Origin of the sequence: Psychrobacter sp. FME5 (genome assembly GCF_014861375.1) — a bacterium.
Taxonomy (GTDB): domain Bacteria; phylum Pseudomonadota; class Gammaproteobacteria; order Pseudomonadales; family Moraxellaceae; genus Psychrobacter.
Window position 1 is genome coordinate 1 of the sequence record NZ_RRYX01000027.1, and the last position, 21,046, is coordinate 21,046.

At 43.4% G+C, this 21,046-nt stretch carries 15 protein-coding genes; 12 read left to right on the forward strand and 3 right to left on the reverse strand.

Annotated features, from left to right (window positions below; translation table 11 throughout):
• Positions 1 to 34 precede the first annotated feature (34 nt).
• Positions 35 to 604, reverse strand: coding sequence for a contractile injection system protein, VgrG/Pvc8 family (locus tag EI161_RS05815; protein WP_192529198.1), 570 nt, complete (start codon positions 602 to 604; stop codon positions 35 to 37).
• 329 nt (positions 605 to 933) lie between these two features.
• Here EI161_RS05815 and EI161_RS05820 point away from each other — a divergent pair, with 329 nt between their 5' ends.
• Both EI161_RS05820 and EI161_RS05825 read left to right on the forward strand, forming a co-directional pair.
• Positions 934 to 1,923, forward strand: coding sequence for a formylglycine-generating enzyme family protein (locus tag EI161_RS05820; RefSeq protein WP_192529199.1), 990 nt, complete (start codon positions 934 to 936; stop codon positions 1,921 to 1,923).
• Between the two features lie 261 nt (positions 1,924 to 2,184).
• Positions 2,185 to 3,168, forward strand: a complete 984-nt coding sequence (locus EI161_RS05825; RefSeq protein ID WP_192529200.1) for a formylglycine-generating enzyme family protein — start codon at positions 2,185 to 2,187, stop codon at positions 3,166 to 3,168.
• 34 nt (positions 3,169 to 3,202) lie between these two features.
• Here EI161_RS05825 and EI161_RS05830 read toward each other — a convergent pair whose 3' ends face one another.
• Together EI161_RS05830 and EI161_RS05835 are read right to left on the reverse strand one after the other, a co-directional pair.
• Complete coding sequence (locus EI161_RS05830) at positions 3,203 to 6,358, reverse strand: hypothetical protein (RefSeq protein WP_192529201.1); 3,156 nt, start codon at positions 6,356 to 6,358, stop codon at positions 3,203 to 3,205.
• Positions 6,358 to 9,267, reverse strand: a complete 2,910-nt coding sequence (locus EI161_RS05835; protein ID WP_192529202.1) for a contractile injection system protein, VgrG/Pvc8 family — start codon at positions 9,265 to 9,267, stop codon at positions 6,358 to 6,360. Before EI161_RS05835 ends, EI161_RS05830 begins: the two co-directional genes overlap by 1 nt.
• Before the next feature lie 216 nt (positions 9,268 to 9,483).
• Here EI161_RS05835 and EI161_RS05840 point away from each other — a divergent pair, with 216 nt between their 5' ends.
• The 10 genes from EI161_RS05840 to tssA all read left to right on the forward strand — a co-directional run bounded on the left by EI161_RS05840 (position 9,484) and on the right by tssA (position 21,015).
• Positions 9,484 to 9,939 (forward strand): hypothetical protein, encoded by a 456-nt coding sequence (locus EI161_RS05840; RefSeq protein ID WP_192529203.1) that lies wholly within the window; start codon positions 9,484 to 9,486, stop codon positions 9,937 to 9,939.
• A gap of 60 nt (positions 9,940 to 9,999) precedes the next feature.
• A complete protein-coding gene (locus EI161_RS05845; protein WP_192529204.1) occupies positions 10,000 to 10,740 on the forward strand; it encodes a hypothetical protein in 741 nt (246 codons plus the stop codon).
• Positions 10,741 to 10,761: 21 nt separating this feature from the next.
• Positions 10,762 to 11,274: a type VI secretion system contractile sheath small subunit gene (gene tssB, locus EI161_RS05850; RefSeq protein ID WP_192529205.1), complete on the forward strand. Its 513-nt coding sequence runs from the start codon at positions 10,762 to 10,764 to the stop codon at positions 11,272 to 11,274.
• A gap of 3 nt (positions 11,275 to 11,277) precedes the next feature.
• The gene (tssC, locus tag EI161_RS05855; protein WP_192529206.1) at positions 11,278 to 12,768 is read left to right on the forward strand and encodes a type VI secretion system contractile sheath large subunit; all 1,491 of its coding nucleotides are present in this window, start codon (positions 11,278 to 11,280) and stop codon (positions 12,766 to 12,768) included.
• A 53-nt stretch (positions 12,769 to 12,821) separates the two neighbouring features.
• Positions 12,822 to 13,325 (forward strand): Hcp family type VI secretion system effector, encoded by a 504-nt coding sequence (locus EI161_RS05860; RefSeq protein WP_192529207.1) that lies wholly within the window; start codon positions 12,822 to 12,824, stop codon positions 13,323 to 13,325.
• Between the two features lie 100 nt (positions 13,326 to 13,425).
• Positions 13,426 to 13,917 carry a type VI secretion system baseplate subunit TssE gene (tssE, locus tag EI161_RS05865; RefSeq protein ID WP_192529208.1) on the forward strand — a complete coding sequence of 164 codons (492 nt, stop codon included), beginning with the start codon at positions 13,426 to 13,428 and terminating at the stop codon, positions 13,915 to 13,917.
• Between the two features lie 77 nt (positions 13,918 to 13,994).
• Positions 13,995 to 15,818 (forward strand): type VI secretion system baseplate subunit TssF, encoded by a 1,824-nt coding sequence (gene tssF, locus EI161_RS05870; protein WP_192529209.1) that lies wholly within the window; start codon positions 13,995 to 13,997, stop codon positions 15,816 to 15,818.
• Positions 15,782 to 16,822, forward strand: a complete 1,041-nt coding sequence (gene tssG, locus EI161_RS05875) for a type VI secretion system baseplate subunit TssG (RefSeq protein WP_192529210.1) — start codon at positions 15,782 to 15,784, stop codon at positions 16,820 to 16,822. The genes tssF and tssG overlap by 37 nt, the downstream gene beginning before the upstream one ends.
• A 114-nt stretch (positions 16,823 to 16,936) precedes the next feature.
• Positions 16,937 to 19,867: a type VI secretion system ATPase TssH gene (gene tssH, locus EI161_RS05880; RefSeq protein WP_192529211.1), complete on the forward strand. Its 2,931-nt coding sequence runs from the start codon at positions 16,937 to 16,939 to the stop codon at positions 19,865 to 19,867.
• The gene (tssA, locus tag EI161_RS05885; RefSeq protein WP_192529212.1) at positions 19,867 to 21,015 is read left to right on the forward strand and encodes a type VI secretion system protein TssA; all 1,149 of its coding nucleotides are present in this window, start codon (positions 19,867 to 19,869) and stop codon (positions 21,013 to 21,015) included. Before tssH ends, tssA begins: the two co-directional genes overlap by 1 nt.
• The last annotated feature ends 31 nt before the right edge of the window (positions 21,016 to 21,046 follow it).

Here is a 21,046-nt window from a genome sequence, read left to right on the forward strand (position 1 = left end):
ACGTTACTTTAATCAAAACCTCTTATCAGGTGTCCTAAATTAGTTGACCACTACACACCGTAGATATGCCAATATCAGCGAGCAGTCCAGTAATAAAGTCATAATCACTGACGTCCGACTGGGTACGTATGGCTAAAAGTGCAGATAAGCGCGCAGATGATTGACTGTCCGATGACAAGAGAGACTCTGATACTTGCCAATCCATCTCGTAATCACTCAGGATGGTGGTCACAATATCGAGTGTCGATTGCTTGGTAAAACGGCGGGTATGTATCGACTGGGTCAATTGCCAATCGGGGCTAACGATATCTAAAGTATAGAAATGCATCGCCCCATCTGACTGCTGATAGTTGACGCCTCGAATAAGCCCCGTACTGCTAGTCGGTGAGCGATCTGCTGATAATGTGGTCAAGCATATGGGCTTGCCGATTAAAAGCAAACAATCGTAATGGTCTAAGAAATAATAAACAAACACAAGTATGTTAATGTGATCGCTGCCATTCAGTGTACTCATACCCGTAAAGGCAACGGGATAAAAGGCAGATTTACTATAATTGGAGGCATCAACGGTTATATTATGTAGGCGAGCGGTCTGAGAAGGCATAGTAGAGGTACCGTGACGGCTTATTTTAGACCAAGAAAATGGTTGAATGAGAAGTTTTTCTAAATTATTTGCTAAGAAAAGTATAGAGTTTATTGAAATATTGTCTATTAATAGCACTCTGTTATCAAGAAAAATATTATTTTATTTAAAGAGTCTATAATGATGGTTTGCGATTGTTAGCCGCATTATAAAAACTCATCGTTATTAACATTAATGTGATTAATAAAGGTAATGTTCATTGGGTTATTTAAAGTCTCTACTTAGACAATCAAGACAAATTATTAGTATAATCCTTCTGAACTCTCAACAAAAAATCACTGTAGCTTGTTATGACGCTAAAGCCTTTATTCGTAACTTTGTTTATCTTGCCATTATTTGCCATGACTGCCTGTGCTAAAGAACCTGCGACTTCGGCAGATAGTAACGGTGTGCCGCAAACCCGTAGTAATTTAAGCGCTGATGAACAACAGCAGTTGAATGACTTCTTAGCCCAGCAAAAAGAAAACATGCGCTTTATCGAAGGCGGTAGCTATGAGATGGGTGACTTTGGACATAAGCTCGATTGGACTGGTGGTCTACCCATATCCAGCGAATACGATAGTAAGCCTCTACATCCTGTCACTCTGGATAGCTTTAGTATGAATGCCTATAAGGCAACTTATGATGACTTTGATACTTATAGTATGGCGACAGGAAAGCCTAGAGAAGGAATGCAAGATTACGCGGTGGAATTACATCAACCTACTGCTGCCGCTGGCGTTAATTGGCAAACGGCGCAGCATTATTGTCAGTGGCTCGGCCAACAGTTAGATGTGCCGATGAGTCTACCAACCGAAGCTCAGTGGGAGTATGCTGCCCGTAATCGCGGTGAATATGTCTTATTTCCAACCGATAATGGTAAAGTGGATGCAGGGCGTAATATAGCAACTTTTGAGCAGCAAAAAGAGTTAAGACAAAAATACAATACTGTCTTTATGGATGTTCCTCTTGTCGGTATGTTTCCACCCAATCCCTTAGGACTTTATGATCTCATTAACCAAAACTATGAATGGACGATGGACTGGTACGCTGCTGACTACTATGAGCGTAGTCCTGAGCTCAATCCAAAAGGCCCCAAGATAGGAACTGAAAAGGTCGTACGCTCATTGAGTACTATGGAAGGTGGTGCTGATAACATTAGATTGGGCATAGGACCAGTTACCGTTCTTCGCACCAAACGTCTACCTGATCCACCCTTGATAGATAATGATCCAAGAATGAATCAAAACAGAAATACCTCTTCACGCTGCGTTGCTAACTCTTTAAAGCCTTTAAGCTAGAATTTTTAGTCTACTTTTGGTTTAGTACAACCTATCTAAACTTTGATTTTATCAAACGAGCGATTATTATATTGTTGGAGATTGCTAGTTGTATAAAAGCTGGGGTTGGTATGCTATTACCCTATAAAAGTTAATAATAACCAATCCTTTTTATTAACCCAATCTATCTCGACAGTAGTTTAATATATCTACTTAGACAATCCACACAAATTATTAGTATAATCCTTCTGAACTCTCAACAAAACATCACTGTAGCCTATTATGACGCTTAAATCTCTATTCGTACCGCTGTTTATATTACCGCTATTTACTATGACTGCCTGCGCTAAAGAACCTGCGACTTCAGCAGATAGTAGCGGCATTCCACAAACCCGTAGCAATTTAAGCGATGATGAAAGGCAGCAATTAGCAGACTTTGTAGCTCAACAAAAAGAGAATATGCAATTTATCGAAGGGGGCAGCTATGAGATGGGCGATTTTGGTTCTAAAGTGACTATAAATGATGGTGGCCCTATCAGGAGTGAAAGTGACAATAAACCACTACACAAGGTTACGCTCGATAGCTTTAGCATGAATGCTTATAAAGCGACTTATGGTGACTTCGATATCTATAGTATGGCGACTAAACAAAAAAAAATTGGTATGCAAGATACTACGATAGAGCTACGTCAATCTAATGCTGCTGCTGGTGTAAACTGGCAAACGGCACAGCAATACTGTCAATGGCTTGGTCAACAGTTAGAGGTTCCAATGAGTCTACCTAGTGAGGCGCAGTGGGAATATGCCGCACGCAATCGCGGTAAATATATATTATTTCCAACCGATAACGGTAAAATAAATGGTGGACGCAATATATGGACGTTTGATGAGAAGTCAGCACTCTCAAGAAAATATAATACTAATTTAGCTATACCTATTGTAGGACTATATCCTCCTAATCCTTTGGGTCTGTATGACATGACCAATCAAAATAATGAATGGATGAATGACTGGTATAGCGAGGATTACTATGCCAACAGCCCTGAGCATAATCCCCAAGGCCCTGACACGGGTACTGAAAAAGTTTTGCGCTCAGTAAACGCTGAATGGGGTTCGGCAAGAAACATATTAGCCAATGGGTCAATTACTCTAATGCGAATAAAACGCTTGCCTAATCCACCGTTGATAGAGGAAGCACAAGATGCTAATCAGAATGCTTTTACCTCAGCTCGCTGCGTAGCCAATAGCCAGCAAGTGATAAGTTGATCATTTGTACTATACTTTTATATTACTATATACCTTAAGCGTGATAAGTACCATCAGCTGCTTGGTTTCTTGGATTTAGTAAGCTGGTATCAAAGTTCTGAGGGTTTTTAGCTGCATAAAAGCTAGGGTTGATATAATCAACTTTAGCCAACATACGGTACTTCTCATAAGCAGGATCAGTATTAAGGACTACACGCTCGCCTTTAGGATAGTAACCTTTGATAAGTCTACCTAACATATTGAGATACTGATCTATAAAGGTATTGCCAGTATCGTTTTTTTCAGTGATTTTATCTGCTTTGATATCATTTAATAGTGTGAGCAAGGGCGTGTCTATATTATTAAGACCATAACTTAAAAACCGCAAAATATGTGCTTCATTTTCTTGGCGAAAGCTTTTATTAGAGCGGCCGCTTAACTCTTGCAAATGATAGTCTTTTACTCCATCCCTGTTCATGTGCTGTAGTACATTGTCCCACTCAGGATAAGTGGTCACCGTAGTAAAAATTTCTATAATGGCTTCTTTACGTTCAGTGAGCAGTCTTATACTAAATCCATCAAAAATACTAAATTCAAACTCAGGCCAGCTAAGTGTATGACTGTACCACCCATGGCGACTGATGTTGTATATCAGTATGCCTTTACCATTGGGCGTAGCGCATAATAGCATTTGCTTTTTCTCACCCTTCATAATCTCAATGGCTAGATCATGCCGCTTTGAATCAGTATCTAAGGCATTAGAAAAAGCTCTGAATCTTGTTCCAATATTTATTAGGGATTTAGAAACACTAGAGTTACTTCCTAAATAAATAACAGAAAACTGGGTCAATGCGATAAAAGCCTCTTCTAGGATATGGACGACTTTACGGAAGCCTGCATTAACTAACTGATAGAATGTCCACCTAAGAAACGACTCAATATGACCACCATTCACTTCAAATACAAGCCCAAGCTTACCACCTCCCCCGTAGCAAGCAGCGGCTTTGGCTCTGATTTTAAATTTGCCTGCTCGAGCGTCAAGGAACACATAAAAGTCTAAGGAGCCTCCGATGCCAAAGCTACCTGCAATAGTTGCCGATACTGAGGCAAAAGAGACAAAATTTTCTTCTTCTGGCGGTAGCCACTCTATACCACCCTTTGGCTCTATTCCTCCTTCTACACCGATAAATGCAGAGATAGCTACAGACCCTTTTACGTTATGCTTTTCTTGTAACTGCTCTATCTCATCATCACTGGTTGGATGATTAATATCTTTATAGTCTAGGCTAAGAGCAGGCATATTTTTATTTGCATCCCATGCACTCGTCATTGTTTGCTTAGGGTCACGAGCTGCTGAGACCAGTTTTTGAGCACCGTCTTTTATTTTTATACTACCAGCACCTTCTATTCCAATATTGACCCCTGCAAATCCACTAATCTCACAAGAAACTATCAAGCGCAGTGAGCCTAAGTCTATTTTGATACCATCTTCAAAAGTGGCTTTTAAGTGCCATCCTTCCAATGAAGGTAGCGCCATTATAGGAGAGATACTCGCCTCACATAGAATAAGCTTACCATTTGCATTAAAGCCGCCTTCGATACCTATTTTGTCATCAAGGTTCCAATCTGCTGAGCCATTCATACCAGCGCCACCTACCATTCGTAGCCACTGTGCCTCGCCATCTACTTGGTATTTATCAGATTTGCTAATGAGTTCACTGATCTCATTAGCTGAAGAGGGTAATAGATAGTCTAAAACGTTTAAGTCTATTTCCCCTTCAGTTCCTAGCTCACCTTCAATTGAGGCAGATATCTCTTTAATCCTATCAGCAAGCGCCTCTTTAGCAAAGCCTGCTGGATTATATAGCAGGCTTGGTTTGTCTGTTGGCGGAGGGTCGCCTTCAGGAGTAGGAATGTTTGTCTGTGATTGGTTGATACGTGTTGGCTGGATTGTATCTTCGAAATAATCTCTTCTCACATAGCGTCGTTCAATAGTGGTTCCATTTGAGTCCGCACTGGCAACGGCTGTCTTGACTAAGAATATTTCTTTCATATCAGCAATTGTCGAAAAATCCTGCTCAATTTCATCTTGAGCGTCTGCTTCTGCCCTTATCATTGCATCTTCTGCAGTTTTTAGCATACTAGCATCTCTAGCTTTGAGCGCGTCTGCTACTTGGGATCTTTGCATGTGCACTTTTGCCATTAGTTTATCGACATTGCTTAGGTTTTTAACAAGGTTTTTGTAGTCATTACTTCTAAATACAGACAACTCCTTACTTTCAAGATCATAAACAATAGGAAGTCGGGTATTGGCTGCTAGAGTAGCTTTATTTTTAGGGTTATTCAGACCCGTACTACATGTCCTAGTTTTTATCTCAATAACATGATAAGGATCTTCGCCTTGATGCTTAGGAATGACTACTTCTTTTTCTTTTAAAGTTAACTCACAGCCTTTTAAAGATACTTTGACGGTTCGACTGAAATTTTGAACAAAGGGCTTAATGCGTCCATTTTTATCGGTCGTTCTCGTATCTCCTTGCTGTTTGCCATTTTTATCGACCAGCCAGACTTTAACGTTAGGGATACCTTTATTGTTGTTATCTATTACTTTAAAGCCAACGAAGGTTTCTAGGCATACGGCATATAACGTAGTTGTACCATCGTGTTTTATAATTGAGTTTTGAGAGTTTTGATATTTTTTACGAATTTTGACATTTAAATACGAAGAAGAACCTTTTGGCTTGATTTTTATTTGATAACCTTGATCTTTTATGGCTCGGAACGGTGAGGTCATACCATCCTTGTCTGTTTGGCGGGTTTTTATCACTGTACCTTTATTATAGATCTTATAATCTAGTCCAGAAATCACCTCTTCTTTCTTTGAACCATCAATATCATAGTATTCGTATAAAACTAAAAACCTAAGAGGATCTTTTGATTCAACTTTTAATAAGTGGGTTTGACCAACAAGCTGAGTATCTTTACCCAGTACCTTTGGAATCTTTGCTTCAACATCTAAATAATAAAAAGTACCTTTTGGATATAATTTGGAAATAAGTATTCCAGTGTTGATAATACCCTGAGAGTTTGCTGTAAATGTCGTTTTGTCAGGATTACCTTTTGTATTTTTAGCAACAAATAGTATGATTTTTTCATACTGAGCAGGTGTGCCATTTGCATCAAGAATTTTTATTTCTAATCGTTCAGCCATTACTCATCATCCTCAAAACTTAGCTCAAACCCTTCGTGTTCGTCGCCAACGATATGTATACCAACTTCCTCAGGGGTATCGGTTACTACTTGTTCGGTACGACCTTGCGCATCTGTCTTACCTTTTTTGACCGAACCATCTTTCATAAATAATAGATACTCAGTATTGGCGATAGGCTCACCAAACATGTCCTTGGCAACATATGTTAGGTACGACTTGATATCTGAACCGCCTAGTGAAGGAAGCGTTGGTGTAATGTTCGCCCCGCCTACCAAGTCCTTCTTCACCGCCTGAACCTTAATCATCCCCGGACACACCAGCTTAATCCCGCTGTCATCAATCGTAATCGACGCCCCAGCACTAGTTTGCAGCTTAATCCGCTTAGGACTCGACACATTCACCTGTCCCGACTCACTACCAATCGTCATACCTTGCTGACTATGTAATTGCAACTCACCGCCTTGTGCCTGTATCGCTAGTGGCTCTCTATTGGCACTGATATGTAGACCAGATAGAACGGCTTGACCACCAACCCCAGCGAGCGAGTCAATCGTATTTGCCGTCAGCATATAATTTCCTGCCACCACATCCGATTGCGTAGCGCCTGACTGTCTGACTATTGTTTTTGCCGTCCATAGCGTATTACTTGCGGAAGCAAGGATGCTATCTTTGCTGACCAGCATCACATCAGCAGCGCCTAACACTTCCGTATTGAGCGTCTCATCTATAATTTGAGCACTGGTTTTAAAGGCTTCTATCGTTTGGTTGGCATCGCTAAGTGCTGCCGTGGATTGCAAGTGCGCCTGCTTGGCATCGAGAAGCGTCTCATTTAGCTCAGTGCCCAGTTTTAGTTGACGTTGTCCTGCATCATTCACCCACGCTGACTCATGCTCGCCTTGTGTGTGTTTTAATCCGAAAGTGGAGAGCAGGACGCCAGACTCACCAGTGATTTGTAAGCCATGATCGCTTGCCAGATTGATCCCTTGACCACTGGTTGATGATTGATGATTGCTATAACGATGCCGCAGTGTGCCAAGCTCAAGCACATGTTCATCAGGGGCAAAGGTGGCGCTGTCGGTAATCGTTGGATTTTCGCTATTGGCTTTGCTGCCTGTATTCACCGTCCACTGTAGTCCGACTTTGCCTGGCGTATCATCAAAGCTTAGGGTCACCTCAGAGTCAGAGCTCAATCCATACTGGGCAATACCTGATAGCCAGCCACTGTGGCTGTCATCATCATTAATTTGCGAATGACCGAGGCCACCACCATGCCATCTAGGAGAAGATCCCCCTTGCAAGTTGTGTCTATTCGATAGTCCGCTATCACGAGTGGTGATATCTTTCTCATCGACATCACCCATACCGATACCGTCATACAAAGATCTGCTAATCACCGGACTGTCGATATCACCGTACCAGTGAGTTAAGAGGACTGACTGTCCCAAACGTGGGGCGAACTGCCAGCCATGAGTGCTACCCGATGACAGTTGCAGACTACGTAGCGGCGGGGTAGTGCCGTCATCGTGAGGACTGATGCCTGAGTAGACTGGAGTGGTGATGGTTTGTTGTAGATTATCAGTGCTGACACTAGAGTCGTAGCTAGGGGAGGCTGATAAACTGGTGTCACCAGTACGTGCTTGAGTCAGTCCCATATAGGTACTACTGGCAAAGGACAAAGAGCTGGGATAAGGGGTGTAGGGGATAGTAGCGTCAAGCAACGTCGCTGATACCCAAACCCCAGTGTCACGAGCCATATCAAAGCCATGATCAGGTATAGACAGATGAATGGCGTTTGTGGTCTGGCGCTGCAGGTGCTGAGCAGTGCGCTGTAACCACTCTTTGATGAATATTTGATGATGATACGAGACACTATCGTTGTCAGGCTCAATACCGATAAAGGTTACCGCCACGCAGTGAGTCGATAAGCTACCAATGGAGGGCAGGTTATTGATACTCACGGGGCTACCGACACTAAGACCACGCAGGGCACCCGTCGCTTGATAGGTTTCGCGTTGACAGTGGTTTGCAGACACCCATTGCTGTGCCATATAAATAGCGGCATCATCGCTGTGCACTCGAGACGGTGCAGCGAGTAGTACAGTCGTATCCTCTGTCGCAAGCGGCGATTCATCTACTGCTTGACCTTCATAAATGGTATCCGCCGCTAAGCCATCCGCTCGTACGATTACCTCGTAACTACCCAGCTGTTGTGAATTCATTTGTAGCGCATTGACGCTATCTTGACCTGACTGTACTGATGATTGAGCATAGCTGTAGTGTAGTGGAATTAGCTCACTTTCATCCAAACCACTGATCAACCACCAGGTACCAAGCTCATCAACAGAATCCCCTGATACCCACAAAGTAGATATGCCAATATCAGCAAGCAGTCCAGTAATAAAGTCATAATCACTGACGTCCGACTGGGTACGCATGGGTAAAAGTGCAGATAAGCGCGCAGATGATTGACTGTCCGATGACAAGAGAGACTCTGACACCTGCCAATCTATCTCGTAATCACTCAGGATGGTGGTCACAATATCGAGCGTCGATTGATTGATAAAACGGCGGGTATGTATCGACTGGGTCAATTGCCAATCGGGGCTAACGATATCTAAAGTATAGAAATGCATCGCCCCATCTGACTGCTGATAGTTGACGCCTCGAATAAGCCCCGTACGGCTGGTCGGTGAGCGATCTACTGATAATGTGGTCAAGCATATGGGTTTGCCTATTAAAAGCAAACAATCGTAATGGTCTAAGAAATCATAAACAAACACAAGTATGTCAATGTGATCGCTACCATTCAGTGTACTCATACCCGTAAAGGCAACAGGATAAAAGGCAGATTTACTAAAATTGGAGGTATCAACGGTTATATTATGTAGGCGAGCGGTCTGAGAAGGCATAGTAGAGGTACCGTGACGGCTTATTTTAGACCAAGAAAATGGTTGAATGAGAAGTTTTTCTAAATTATTTGCTAAGAAAAGTATAGAGTTTATTGAAATATTGTCAAGTATATGTATAATCAATCCCATTGATTTTTTATACTTAATAAACTTTAGTTAAACTATTTGCCTTTTAAATCCCTTTCTTATTATATTTTTAGTGATGATACTGTTCTTATGAATCCTATTTATCGTACTAAACTTGCAACCGCAGGTCTGCTATCGGTCTTACTTGGCGCATCTTTATTGACAACAGGCTGTGGCAAGACTGGTAAAAAAAGCGTGCAAACCACAGTAAGTACACCAATTGTTAAGCAGTTAAGTGAGCCTTCGCTGGCCTATCTCTCTGATACTACAGTGGCGGATCAACGCAGTAGCGAGGCGTGGATGGTTATTGCTAACAAGAATTACGAAGAAAAACGCTATGCAAGGGCGTTGAGAGCCGCTAATGAAGCTTTAAGTATCGACAATGAGAAAGTTGATGCACGTCAGATTGCTATGCTTTCAGCGGTCAAAGTGATGGGTAGTAACATCGACGCTTATAGCGATGATGCGATGATGAATAGTGGTGATAAAGCGACATTTAATGAAACGCTAACCAATATCACAACCTTGATTAATGCGTCTAATTAAGACAATTCAAGCAAGCGGATACATTTATTTCATACTAATAATGGCGAGCACCGACTTACGATGACCCATATCAAAAGCAGTATCAGAGTTAGTTTTAAGCTACCCAAAGCATTTTTGGCGGGTCTAGTTATCATGGGCTCAGCAATGACTACCGCACATAGTGAGCTTGTTGTACAAGAAAAAGACCCCGGCTCTAGCATTATAAATCAATTCGAGACACTCAAAAATGCTGATGCAACATCACCACAGTTGCATCAATTGATTGCAGACTTAAACCAACGGCTGTCGCGAAATCCAAAAGACTCTTTAGCATGGGAGATTTTGGCGCAGATTTATTATAACAATGACTATCACGCTTATGCTGTTTATGCCGCCAGTGAAGCCATTGATTTGGGTCAAAGTACTGCTAAGCTAAAAAAGATACTACTCAATAGTAGTGCTATCGTCTCCCAAAGCCAACTGCAATCAGATTATCTAACCGATGAAGTGGATGCAGCGTTTTTGAAGGAGTATCAGTACGCTTTAAGTAAGATATATGGTGGTATCCACGGTTTTAATTACGACGAATCTTTGCCGAAACCACCAGCAGTCATAAGAAATAAAAGTACTAAAACAAAAAATCGATTAAAAAATCAGCGCCGTGCCTCTGCGAAAAAAACATCGGCTCCTATTAAAAGAAAATCGGCCGTAAAACAACCTTCACGCCAAGCGCCAAAAGTTAAGCCTGTTACTAAACCTTCACCTACCAAAAAAAGTAACGCCAAATCTTCTGATCCATTCAGTATATTGCGTTCAAACTAGACATTGCTGAGGTAACTTATTATGGCAAATCAAGACAGTGTACAAAAGAAACTCGCAAAAGTACGTGCGCCTCGGGTGCATCTGACTTATGACGTTGAAGTAGGCGATGCGATCGAAACCAAGGAAATCCCTTTTGTGGTTGGCGTGTTGGGCGAGTTTTCAGGAGATTCCGCACTTGAGCAACCGCGCTTTAAAGACAAAAAGTTTGTCGAAGTGGATTTGGATACCTTTGACGAGGTAATGTCAGGTTTAGCGCCGCGTGCGACATTCCGAGTACGTAATGATTTGACTGATAAAGGCGGCGAATTTGCGGTTGATTTGGCATTCAATGGTATTGATGACTTTCGCCCCGAAGCAGTTGCTGATCAAATTGAGCCGTTAAAACAACTGGTACAAGCACGAGATCGCCTAGCTGATTTACGCAACAAGATATCGGCCAATGAAAAACTTGAAGACCTATTAGACGATGTGCTTAAGAACACTGAGCAAGTCAAAAAAATGGCGGAACAAAATCAAACTGACGGTGAGGATTAAACGATGAGCGCCCAAGCCCAGCAGCATATAGCAACGGATCCATTGAATAGCGACAGCTATGATTTGCTCGAAGAAATCGTCAATAAAAGCAACGTTGCCAAGTCCGACGATGAAAAAAATCGTGCCAAGTCGCAAATCGCAGAGCTTGCCAATGAAGTCATGCAAGGCACGGTGACGTTGTCAGAAAATTTAGCCGCATCGATTGACGCTCGTATTGCCCAAATTGACGCGCTGATTTCTAAGCAGTTGACCACCGTCATGCACGCGCCTGAGTTTCAGAAGCTAGAGTCTAGTTGGCGCGGTCTGCATTATCTATGTAGTCAAACGCCCTCGGAATCCATGCTAAAAATTCGCATGATGAACACCAGTAAACGTGAGCTAACCAAGGATTTTCAGTCTTCAATCGACTTTGATCAAAGCACCTTGTTCAAAAAGATATACGAAGAAGAGTTCGGTAGCTTCGGCGGCGAGCCGTATGCTGCCATCGTTGGCGACTTTGAATTTACTCGTCAAAACTCTGATATGTATCTGCTTGAGCAATTGTCTCATGTCGCGGCCGCTTCTCATGCTCCTTTTGTATCGGCTGCTTCTGCTGAGATGTTTGGCTTAGATTCCTTTACTGATATCGGTCGCCCACGCGATTTATCAAAGATATTTGAAACGGCTGAATATATACGTTGGCGCGCATTCAGACAGTCAGAGGATGCTCGTTACGTGGCGCTGACAGTGCCTAGCTTTTTAGGCCGTCTGCCTTATGATCCTAAAGACGGCACAGTGGTTGAAGGTTTTAACTTCACTGAAGGCGTTTCTGGTAATGATCATGATGATTATTTATGGGTAAATGCGGCTTATGCTTTCGCTTCGCGATTGACCTCAGCTTTCTCTGATTATCGTTGGTGTGCTGCCATTCGTGGTGTTGAAGGTGGCGGCTTGGTCGAGGGCTTACCTGTCCATACCTTTAAGACGGATGAAGGGGATTTAGCGCTTAAATGCCCAACGGAGATATCTATCACCGATCGCCGTGAAAAAGAGTTAAGTGACTTAGGGTTTATCCCGCTGGTCCATTGCAAAAATACCAATTATGCGGCCTTTTTTGGCGCGCAATCAGTGCAAAAAGCTAAGACTTACCAAAATGACGATGCCAACGCCAATGCGGTGCTGTCGACTCAGCTACAGTACATCATGGCGGTATCACGTATCGCCCATTACCTAAAAGCGATGATGCGCGATAAAGTAGGTAGTTTTTTAGCGCCTGGTAATGTTGAGTCGTTCTTGAATGACTGGATTTCTCGTTATGTCTTGCTAGATGACGGAGCCTCACAAGAAGCAAAAGCCCAGTACCCACTGCGCGAAGCTTCTGTACAAGTTGTAGAAGTGCCAGGTAAGCCTGGTGTCTACAAGTCCGTGGTTTTCTTAAGACCACACTTTCAACTTGACGAATTGTCTGTTTCTTTGCGTCTGGTCACTCAACTGCCGCAGTCTAGCAACAGCTGATCGTTTATTAAAATCCAACGTTAACATTAAACTTCTCAAACAAGGTATGTGATATGAAAGATATTTATATTCAGTTCCGTGGTAAATATAAAATTGATGGCGAATCTCGTGACAGCGAGCATAAAGGTTGGCTTGAAGTAAATACTTGGGATCATTTGATCCGTCAGCCAAAGTCAGCGACAGCCAGCAGCGTTGGTGGTCATACTTCTGAGCGTTGTGAACACGCTGACATGACCTTTATGAAAGATTTGGATTCTACCAGTCCTAAACTATGGGAAGCGTGTTCTGCTGGTTATACTTTTGATGAGATTCAAATCGATTTTTATCGTGCCAACGGTGATAAGCGCGTTAAATACCTAGAAGTAAAGCTTAAGCATGCCATTATCGCAAGCGTTGAGCCTACCGTACGTTCAGAAGGTGTTCCAATCGAAAAAGTCGGCATCAAATATGCGGCGGTTGAGTGGACTTATACCCAGCAAGATATCGACGGTACCGCCAAAGGCGCCGTCACTAAGAAGTGGTCGCTAGCCAATAACACTGCTACTTATACCGCCTAATTGAGGTCGTATTAGGTGTTATTTATTTATCGTGTCAATGAAGAAAGGTTTATATCTAGGCCTTTCTTTTTTGTTTTTACCAATAGGAATAATCGTATCAATGAATTACGCTGCCAAAACTTCTAATAAAGAAATTGGGTTTCGCCCAAACTTGTTTGAGCAACTATTCGATGACCAGCCTCGTCATCTGGCACATGAGCTGGTGGTTCGCCGCCTGAATATTGAGGAGTTAAAGACTTCTGTCGCTCAAGATTTAGAGGCGTTATTAAATACGCGCTGCGTGGTGTCGAGTAAGCTGCAAGGCTATCAGCATGTGCGCTCATCGATACTGAATTTTGGTATATTGGATTTTGTGGGCTTAAGCAGTGCCAATCCTGTTGACTGTGATTATATCTGTCGACAAATCGCCCAAACGGTTGAACAGCAGGATACCCGACTAAGAAACGTGCGCGTATCGTTAGATATAGGTGCCGTCGATGTCAATCAGCTTTGCTTCTCAATTGAAGCCTTACTGAAAGTTTATCCAGCACAAGAGCTGGTCAGTTTCGATGCATTCTTTGAGCCAAGCTCTCAGCGTTACTTAATAAAATAATCATTATTCACTGAATGAAAAAACCACTATTACCGCTCAATCTATACAGTTAGCAGCGATCAATATATTGAGGCGTCATGGACAGTCTACTTCCTTACTTCGAGCATGAGCTGAGCCTGTTTAATAAACAGTCAAAAGAATTTGCCAAGAAATATCCAAAAATAGCCAATCGGCTATTGATGGGGCACGATACCGTAGATGATCCACACATTGAGCGCCTTATTCAGGCTTTTTCGCTGATTAGCGCGCGCATCAATAAAAAGCTGGACGACTCGTATTCCGACTTTACCGAATCTTTATTGGAAGTCGTCTATCCTGATTACCTCAAACCCTTCCCATCTGTCTCTATCGCCCAGTTTAATCTAGGGGTGCAAGGTAATGCGATGAGCGAGGCGGTTTTAGCCCCTAAACGAAGCACATTTGCCACCCAAAAAATAAATGGCACACCTTGCCAGTTTCAGTCAACCCAAGATGTGACTTTGCTACCGCTACAGATAGACAGCGTCGACTTTGAGACTCGCCAAGAAGTATACGACAATCAGCATGGACTGCTGAATGGCTGTATCAGTATTAAGTTTAAAGGTCTTAATCCGAGCTTTGACTATCAAGCTTTATTAAATCACACGCTAGACTTGTATATAGATGAAGACGCCAGTCAGGGCACCAGTCTATGGGATTTATTATGGTGTGATGTCAAGCAAACCCATCTGCATGGTAGGCAAGTTAATAACATAGCCGGTAGCCCGTTTGAAATGATAGGTTTCGACCCTGAACAGCAAATTCTCCCCAGTCATCGGGTGAGTAATGCGGCTTCTGCCTTATTAAAAGAGTACTTTTATTTTCCTGAAAAATTCAACTTCTTACGCCTTAATCTTGGCAAAGTTTGTCCTAATTTAAAGATTGATAGCAATGGCTTTGAGATTCGCTGTTACTTTAAATTTGATAAAAAAAACACTATTCGGCTAAAAAACCTGCAGCAATTAAGTGCCAGCAGTATTAAATTGTTTTGTACGCCCGTCGTCAATCTATTCAAAGCCGCCGCCAAGCCCATTCAAGTGACCCATCGTTCTATCTATTATGATTTGGTGCCCGACACTCGTGCGCTGTTTCAACACGAAATCTATGAGGTCAATAAAGTCATAGAGTCCAAACAAAGCGACAATCGTTTGCTACAGCGTGAATACCATCCATTTTATGCGCTCAATCACTATGAGCAGCAAGACGACGGTCGTTACTACCATATCAAACGTGACAAGGATATGGCTGAGTTCAAGCAGGGTTTTGAATATCAGATTATGTTTGTAGAGAAAAACCGTGAAGACTTGTCAGGCGCGGTGAGCATGAGCGCCTCTTTGTTATGTACCAATAGAGATTTGCCTGCACAGGTGGTGTTCGGTCAAAGCCGCGGTGATTTGTTTAGTGAGGGAATGACAGGTTTTAGTAGTTTATCGTTATTAAAGCAACCGACTAGAACAGCACGGTTTGAATATACAGGCGAGGAGCGTTGGCGCTTGATATCGCTGATTAGCCTAAATTTTTTATCGCTTGCTGCCCAAGATGCCGAGCTGATGAAAGAATATTTGTCGCTCTATGATATTACTCAATCTGCTTCCAATAAACTGTTGGTTGAAGGCATTATTTCTGTCGCCACCAGTATCAAAGCGCGACGTATTCAGCGTTTGCCGCAACCGGGGTTTGTGCGCGGGACGGTGATTGATATTCAAATTAACCAAAAGAACTTTGCTGGGGTCAGTATCCGCCAGTTTGCCCATTTATTGGCGCATGTGTTTGGCTATCACGCCAGCTTAAATAGCTTTGTTGAGGTGTCTATCAGTGATGCCGTTACCAAAGAGGAGATATATAGATGTCAGCCACGCAGCGGTCTCAGTCCTCTTATTTAACCGATCTAATGGCGGCGCCGCAAGCCTATGAGTTATTGCAAGCGCTGCGTTTGGTTCGCCATGAAGTCAGTATGGGACATGCGCCTATCGAGGTGCGTTATCGTGCCTCGTTGTCATTGGCCTATCCGCAAGCAGAAATTGAATCGATGTCGCTCATTGCTCAGGACAATATGCAAGACGGTGGCAGCTCATTAAAGAATGGTCAATTAAAGGCCAGTTCATTAAGGGCTAGGCAGATAGAAGTTTGCCCCGCAGTTATCGGACTGACTGGTCCATTGTCGGCCTTGCCAGCGATGTATACCGATCATCTGGCGTCGCGAGTACAACACGCAAAAGATAAAGCAGCACCGGCATTTTTAGATTTGTTTAATCATCGTTTGACAGATTTGTATGTCCAAGCAAGCTGGTTTTACAACCTGCCATTACAGTATGAACTAAATGATAAAAAGGACAGCTATCTGCTGAGCTTGCGAGCGCTGGCACGGCAGCCGAAGAAGCTAACGGCAATCGATAGCTTGATTGCCTATGCTGGCATGATTAGCCCAGGACGTTTGACCGCCGATCAGTTAGCGCATGTATTGTCGCATTTTTTAGATAGCACGGTCAGTGTTGAGCAATTCGTGCCCGAATGGTTTGATCTGCCAGCAAATGAGCAAACAGCCCTCGGTGGACAGCATGCCGCACTTGGGATATCTGCGTTTTGCGGTGCGCGTGCCGTGCAGTTTGATAGCAAAATTAGAATCGTCTTTCATCAGTTGGATGCCAAGCGCTATTTAAGACTATTACCAGCAGGGGATATGTACCGAGTTATCATTGATTTTATCCGTAAATGGTGCGGTGTTTGCCTGGCGGTCGAGATGCAACTGGAGCTGGACAAGCAATATATAAGCCCTTTGTCATTATCAGAAAGCAGCTTTGGTGGCTTGGGGCAGGGTGGGTTTTTGGTATCAAAGCCTGCCACCGAGCACTATGATGATACCCGCTATGCGTTGCCTATTCAGTAGCACTCGTATCGGTTTTAAAGTGAATCAACTATAAGTTGCTTGTTTACTAATAACGCTCAATAACCACTCTAATTTTGATACATCAGTTTAATAAAATGCTAAAGGGAAATATTTATGAGCCAGTTAAAAGCTGTAATCACCCGCTTGAGTCCGAGTTGCCGACAGTGTTTGCAGCAAGCGGCTAGGCTTTGTATCAATAATGGGCATCGCGAAGTTGATACTGTTCATCTGCTGCATGAGCTGATTGCTACGCCGCACAATGATGTGGCTCAAATACTCAAAGTGAATAAAATTAATCAGCAGTCATTACTAGCAGATATAACTGATTTGCTAAATACCTTTGGTCAGGCAACAGGCTCAACGCCTGTATTCAGTCAAGACTTGATGGCGCTGTTAGAAGACGCATGGGAGCTTGCCAGTAGTCAGCATAGTCAAGATGAGGATAACAATAGCCCACTAGAGATTCGTTCTGGACATATATTATTGGTGCTATTGGCTTATCAGCGTTATCAGCCATTACTCAAAACTCTCCCTGAGCAACTCCAGTATATCGATCGTTTTACCCTAAAAGATGATTATGAGCATCAATGTCTTGGCAGTACCGAAGGCAGTGGCTCGGCTAATATGACTAATAAAAGCGCTGATATTGATGACAACCATGCAGGAACTAAAGCGTCTTTAGACGCAGAGCAAGCAAATACCAAGCCAACCCCTGCATTAGATAAATATACCTATGACTTAACGGCTAAAGCTGATGCTGAACAAATAGATCCGGTCATTGGCCGTGAGTTTGAGATTCATCAGCTTATCGATATTTTGATTCGTCGTCGCCAAAACAATCCTATTTTAACCGGCGAGGCTGGCGTCGGTAAAACGGCAGTGGTAGAAGGTTTGGCGCAAAAGATAGTCGCCGGTCAAGTGCCTGATCAGCTCAAAGAGGTGACGATACGTAGTCTTGATATGGGACTATTGCAAGCAGGAGCAAGCGTCAAAGGGGAGTTTGAAAACCGTCTAAAGCAAGTTATCGAGGAAGTACAAGCCTCGGTACAGCCGATTATTCTGTTTATCGATGAGGCGCATACCTTAATCGGTGCTGGCGGGCAGGCAGGTCAAAATGACGCGGCGAATTTATTGAAGCCTGCGCTGGCTCGTGGTGAGCTAAGAACCATTGCGGCGACGACGTGGTCAGAATATAAAAAATACTTTGAAAAGGACGCAGCGTTGTCACGCCGTTTCCAAGTGGTCAAAGTCGATGAGCCTGATATTGAGACAGCAGTAGCGATGATTCGTGGGTTGAGTGCCAAGATGCAGGATCATTTTGGCATATTAATCGATGACGATGCGCTACAAGCGGCGGTTGAGCTATCGGCACGTTATATCAGTGACAGGCAATTACCGGACAAGGCTGTTAGCGTATTAGATACGGCAGCTGCGCGGGTGAGCTTATCAAAGACTGCCATGCCCAATCAGCTGGATAAGTTACAAGCTAAGGGCGTGCAGTTAGAGCAGCATATCAATAATCTCAGCCAGCAGCTTGAGCGTATCGGTGGCGTGGACGAAAAAGAAAAGGTCAGCCAAAAGATTGCTGTACTTGATGAGCAGCGTCAGGCCAATCAGCAAAACATTACTGATATGACCAGCCGCTGGCATGAACAGCGTCAGCTTAATGACCAGCTTGATGCGCTCAATCAACAATTAAGTGGCAAGGCAGATGGCTCTGATAGCCTTAGTGCAAAAGAGCGCTTGGACAAACAAGCTGAGTATCAAAATATCGAGCAGTCGCTAAAACAGATACAAGAAACGCAGCGCCTCATCCATCCTGTATTGGATCGGCAGGTCATCAAGCAGATTATCTCAGATTGGACCAGTATTCCACTTAACGATATGGCAGGTAATGAGAAAAACCATATCTTAAATTTGGCTGATACCTTACAAGCACGCGTCATCGGCCAAGATCATTCTGTGGCCGCTATCGTTAAACGCATTCATACCGCCAAAGCGCGCTTAGATGATCCCAACCGTCCGCAAGGCGTATTTATGCTAGTAGGACCAAGTGGTGTGGGTAAGACTGAAACCGCGCTGGCGCTATCAGAGGTGTTGTACGGTGGTGAGCGTAATCTTATCACCATTAATCTATCAGAATATCAAGAAGCACATAGCGTTGCTTCATTAAAAGGCTCGCCGCCAGGCTATGTTGGTTATGGTGAAGGTGGTGTATTGACAGAAGCGGTCCGCCGTCGCCCTTATAGTGTGTTGCTACTTGACGAAGTAGAAAAAGCCCATCCAGACGTATTGGATTTATTTTATCAGGTCTTTGATAAAGGGGTGATGGAAGACAGTGAGGGGCGTTTGATTGATTTCAAAAACACCCTTATTTTATTGACCAGTAATATTGGGTCGTCTGCAATCATGCAGCAGTGTATCAATACCGATCCGAGTGTTACGGACTTTAGCTTACCCGACAGCGATAGCCTAAAGCAGGTCATCAATCCGCATCTGTACAAAGCCTTTAAACCCGCGTTTTTAGGTCGTTTGACAGTGATACCTTACTATCCATTGACTGATGACGCGCTGGCAGAAATTATTCGCTTAAAGCTGGATAAAATCACTGGGCGTATTCATGACAATTATGACGTGCCTTGTGTCATCGATCCTGAAGTGATTGAGCTGATTTTATCGCGTTGTCACGAGGTCGATTCTGGTGCACGTAACGCCGATGCGATTATCAGCCATACCTTGCTACCGCAGCTGGCGGGTCAGCTACTGGCTCATGATGACAGTCAAAGTGTGCTAAAGAAAATTACCGTATTTGTCGATGAGGACGATAATTTTGCCTATCGTCTCGATACTGATGCCGTCGTGGCGCTCAATCAAATGGCGCAATACAGCGAAGATGAAACTGGAGATCAGGTTGAGAAATCGCCAAGCAAACCCATTTCAGCCAAAAAGTCTGCCGTTAAAAAACCTGATGTCAAAAAGTCGACAGTGAAAAAAACAGCCAGTAAAAAACCTACTAAAAAGGCTATTAAAGAGGAGTCACTATAATGAACACTGATAACTCTTTAGCAGTCAACATTGAGACCCTTATCGCGCCTATCGATGGCAGTCGTCATGGGGTCGGCGAAGATCTAATGTTTGATCCACGTATCGATGCCATCGTTGCTGCTCGTCAAGAGGATGATCCATTACTGGCGCAAGGCAACTGGGTCACTGAGCTAAAAGTGGCTGACTGGGATTTTGTCAAAAACCAATGTGCTGAGTTGCTCAGCCATACCAGTAAAGATATCAAGCTGGCACTTTGGTATGTCGATGCCTTGAGTCATACCGATCATTTAGCAGGTATCAGTCAGGGTTTGAGTCTATTGCAGGCGCTGAATGATGAGTATTGGCTGACCATGTATCCGACGTTAGATGGCGAGGAAGACAGTATGGATATCAGGGCAGGGCTGCTGTCATGGTTCGTCAAGGCGCTCACTGATGATATCAAGCAACTGTCGCTTGCTGATACCAAAGCAGGAAATTACAATTATAACTATTATCTAACCGCGCGTGATCATGATAAGCAGCGTCAGCAAAACCCCGATAGCGAAACGTCCAATCAATTAACGCTGAGTGACTATAATCATGCCATAAAGACCAGTAGTGAGACTTGGCAACAAGCACTCATGGCCGATCTTAGGGCAGTGACTGAGCAGTGGCAGACACTGACTGATCAGCTAAACGATCTGATGGGTATGGATGCACCGGTATTCGCACCAGTCACGGATTTATTGGTGGCACTGACCCAGCATCTGCGTCCATTGATACCAGAGTATTCTGATGATAATAGTATATCCGCTCAAGAAAGCGTAGCCGATACTATGGACAGTATTGGTGAAAGTGCGATGTCGGATAGTAGTGGACAAGCTGCTAGCACAAAAAATATTAGCTCAACCAGTTTTAATCCTAGTAACCGTGATCATCAAAGCAATCGTCGGCAAGCGCTTAAATTACTGGGTCAAATTCAAGACTATTTTGCGACCAATGAGCCGCACAGCCCGGTGACTTTTTTGCTGGGTCGTGCTATTGACTGGGCCGATATGCCACTGGATCAATGGCTCACCCATATCATCAAAAACGAAGACCAGCTGGCGACGCTATCTGACATGATTGGCATTCAGCCCAAACGTGATTCATCTGACGATGGTTATTAATTGAATCAACGACAAATGAATACTTGGTTAA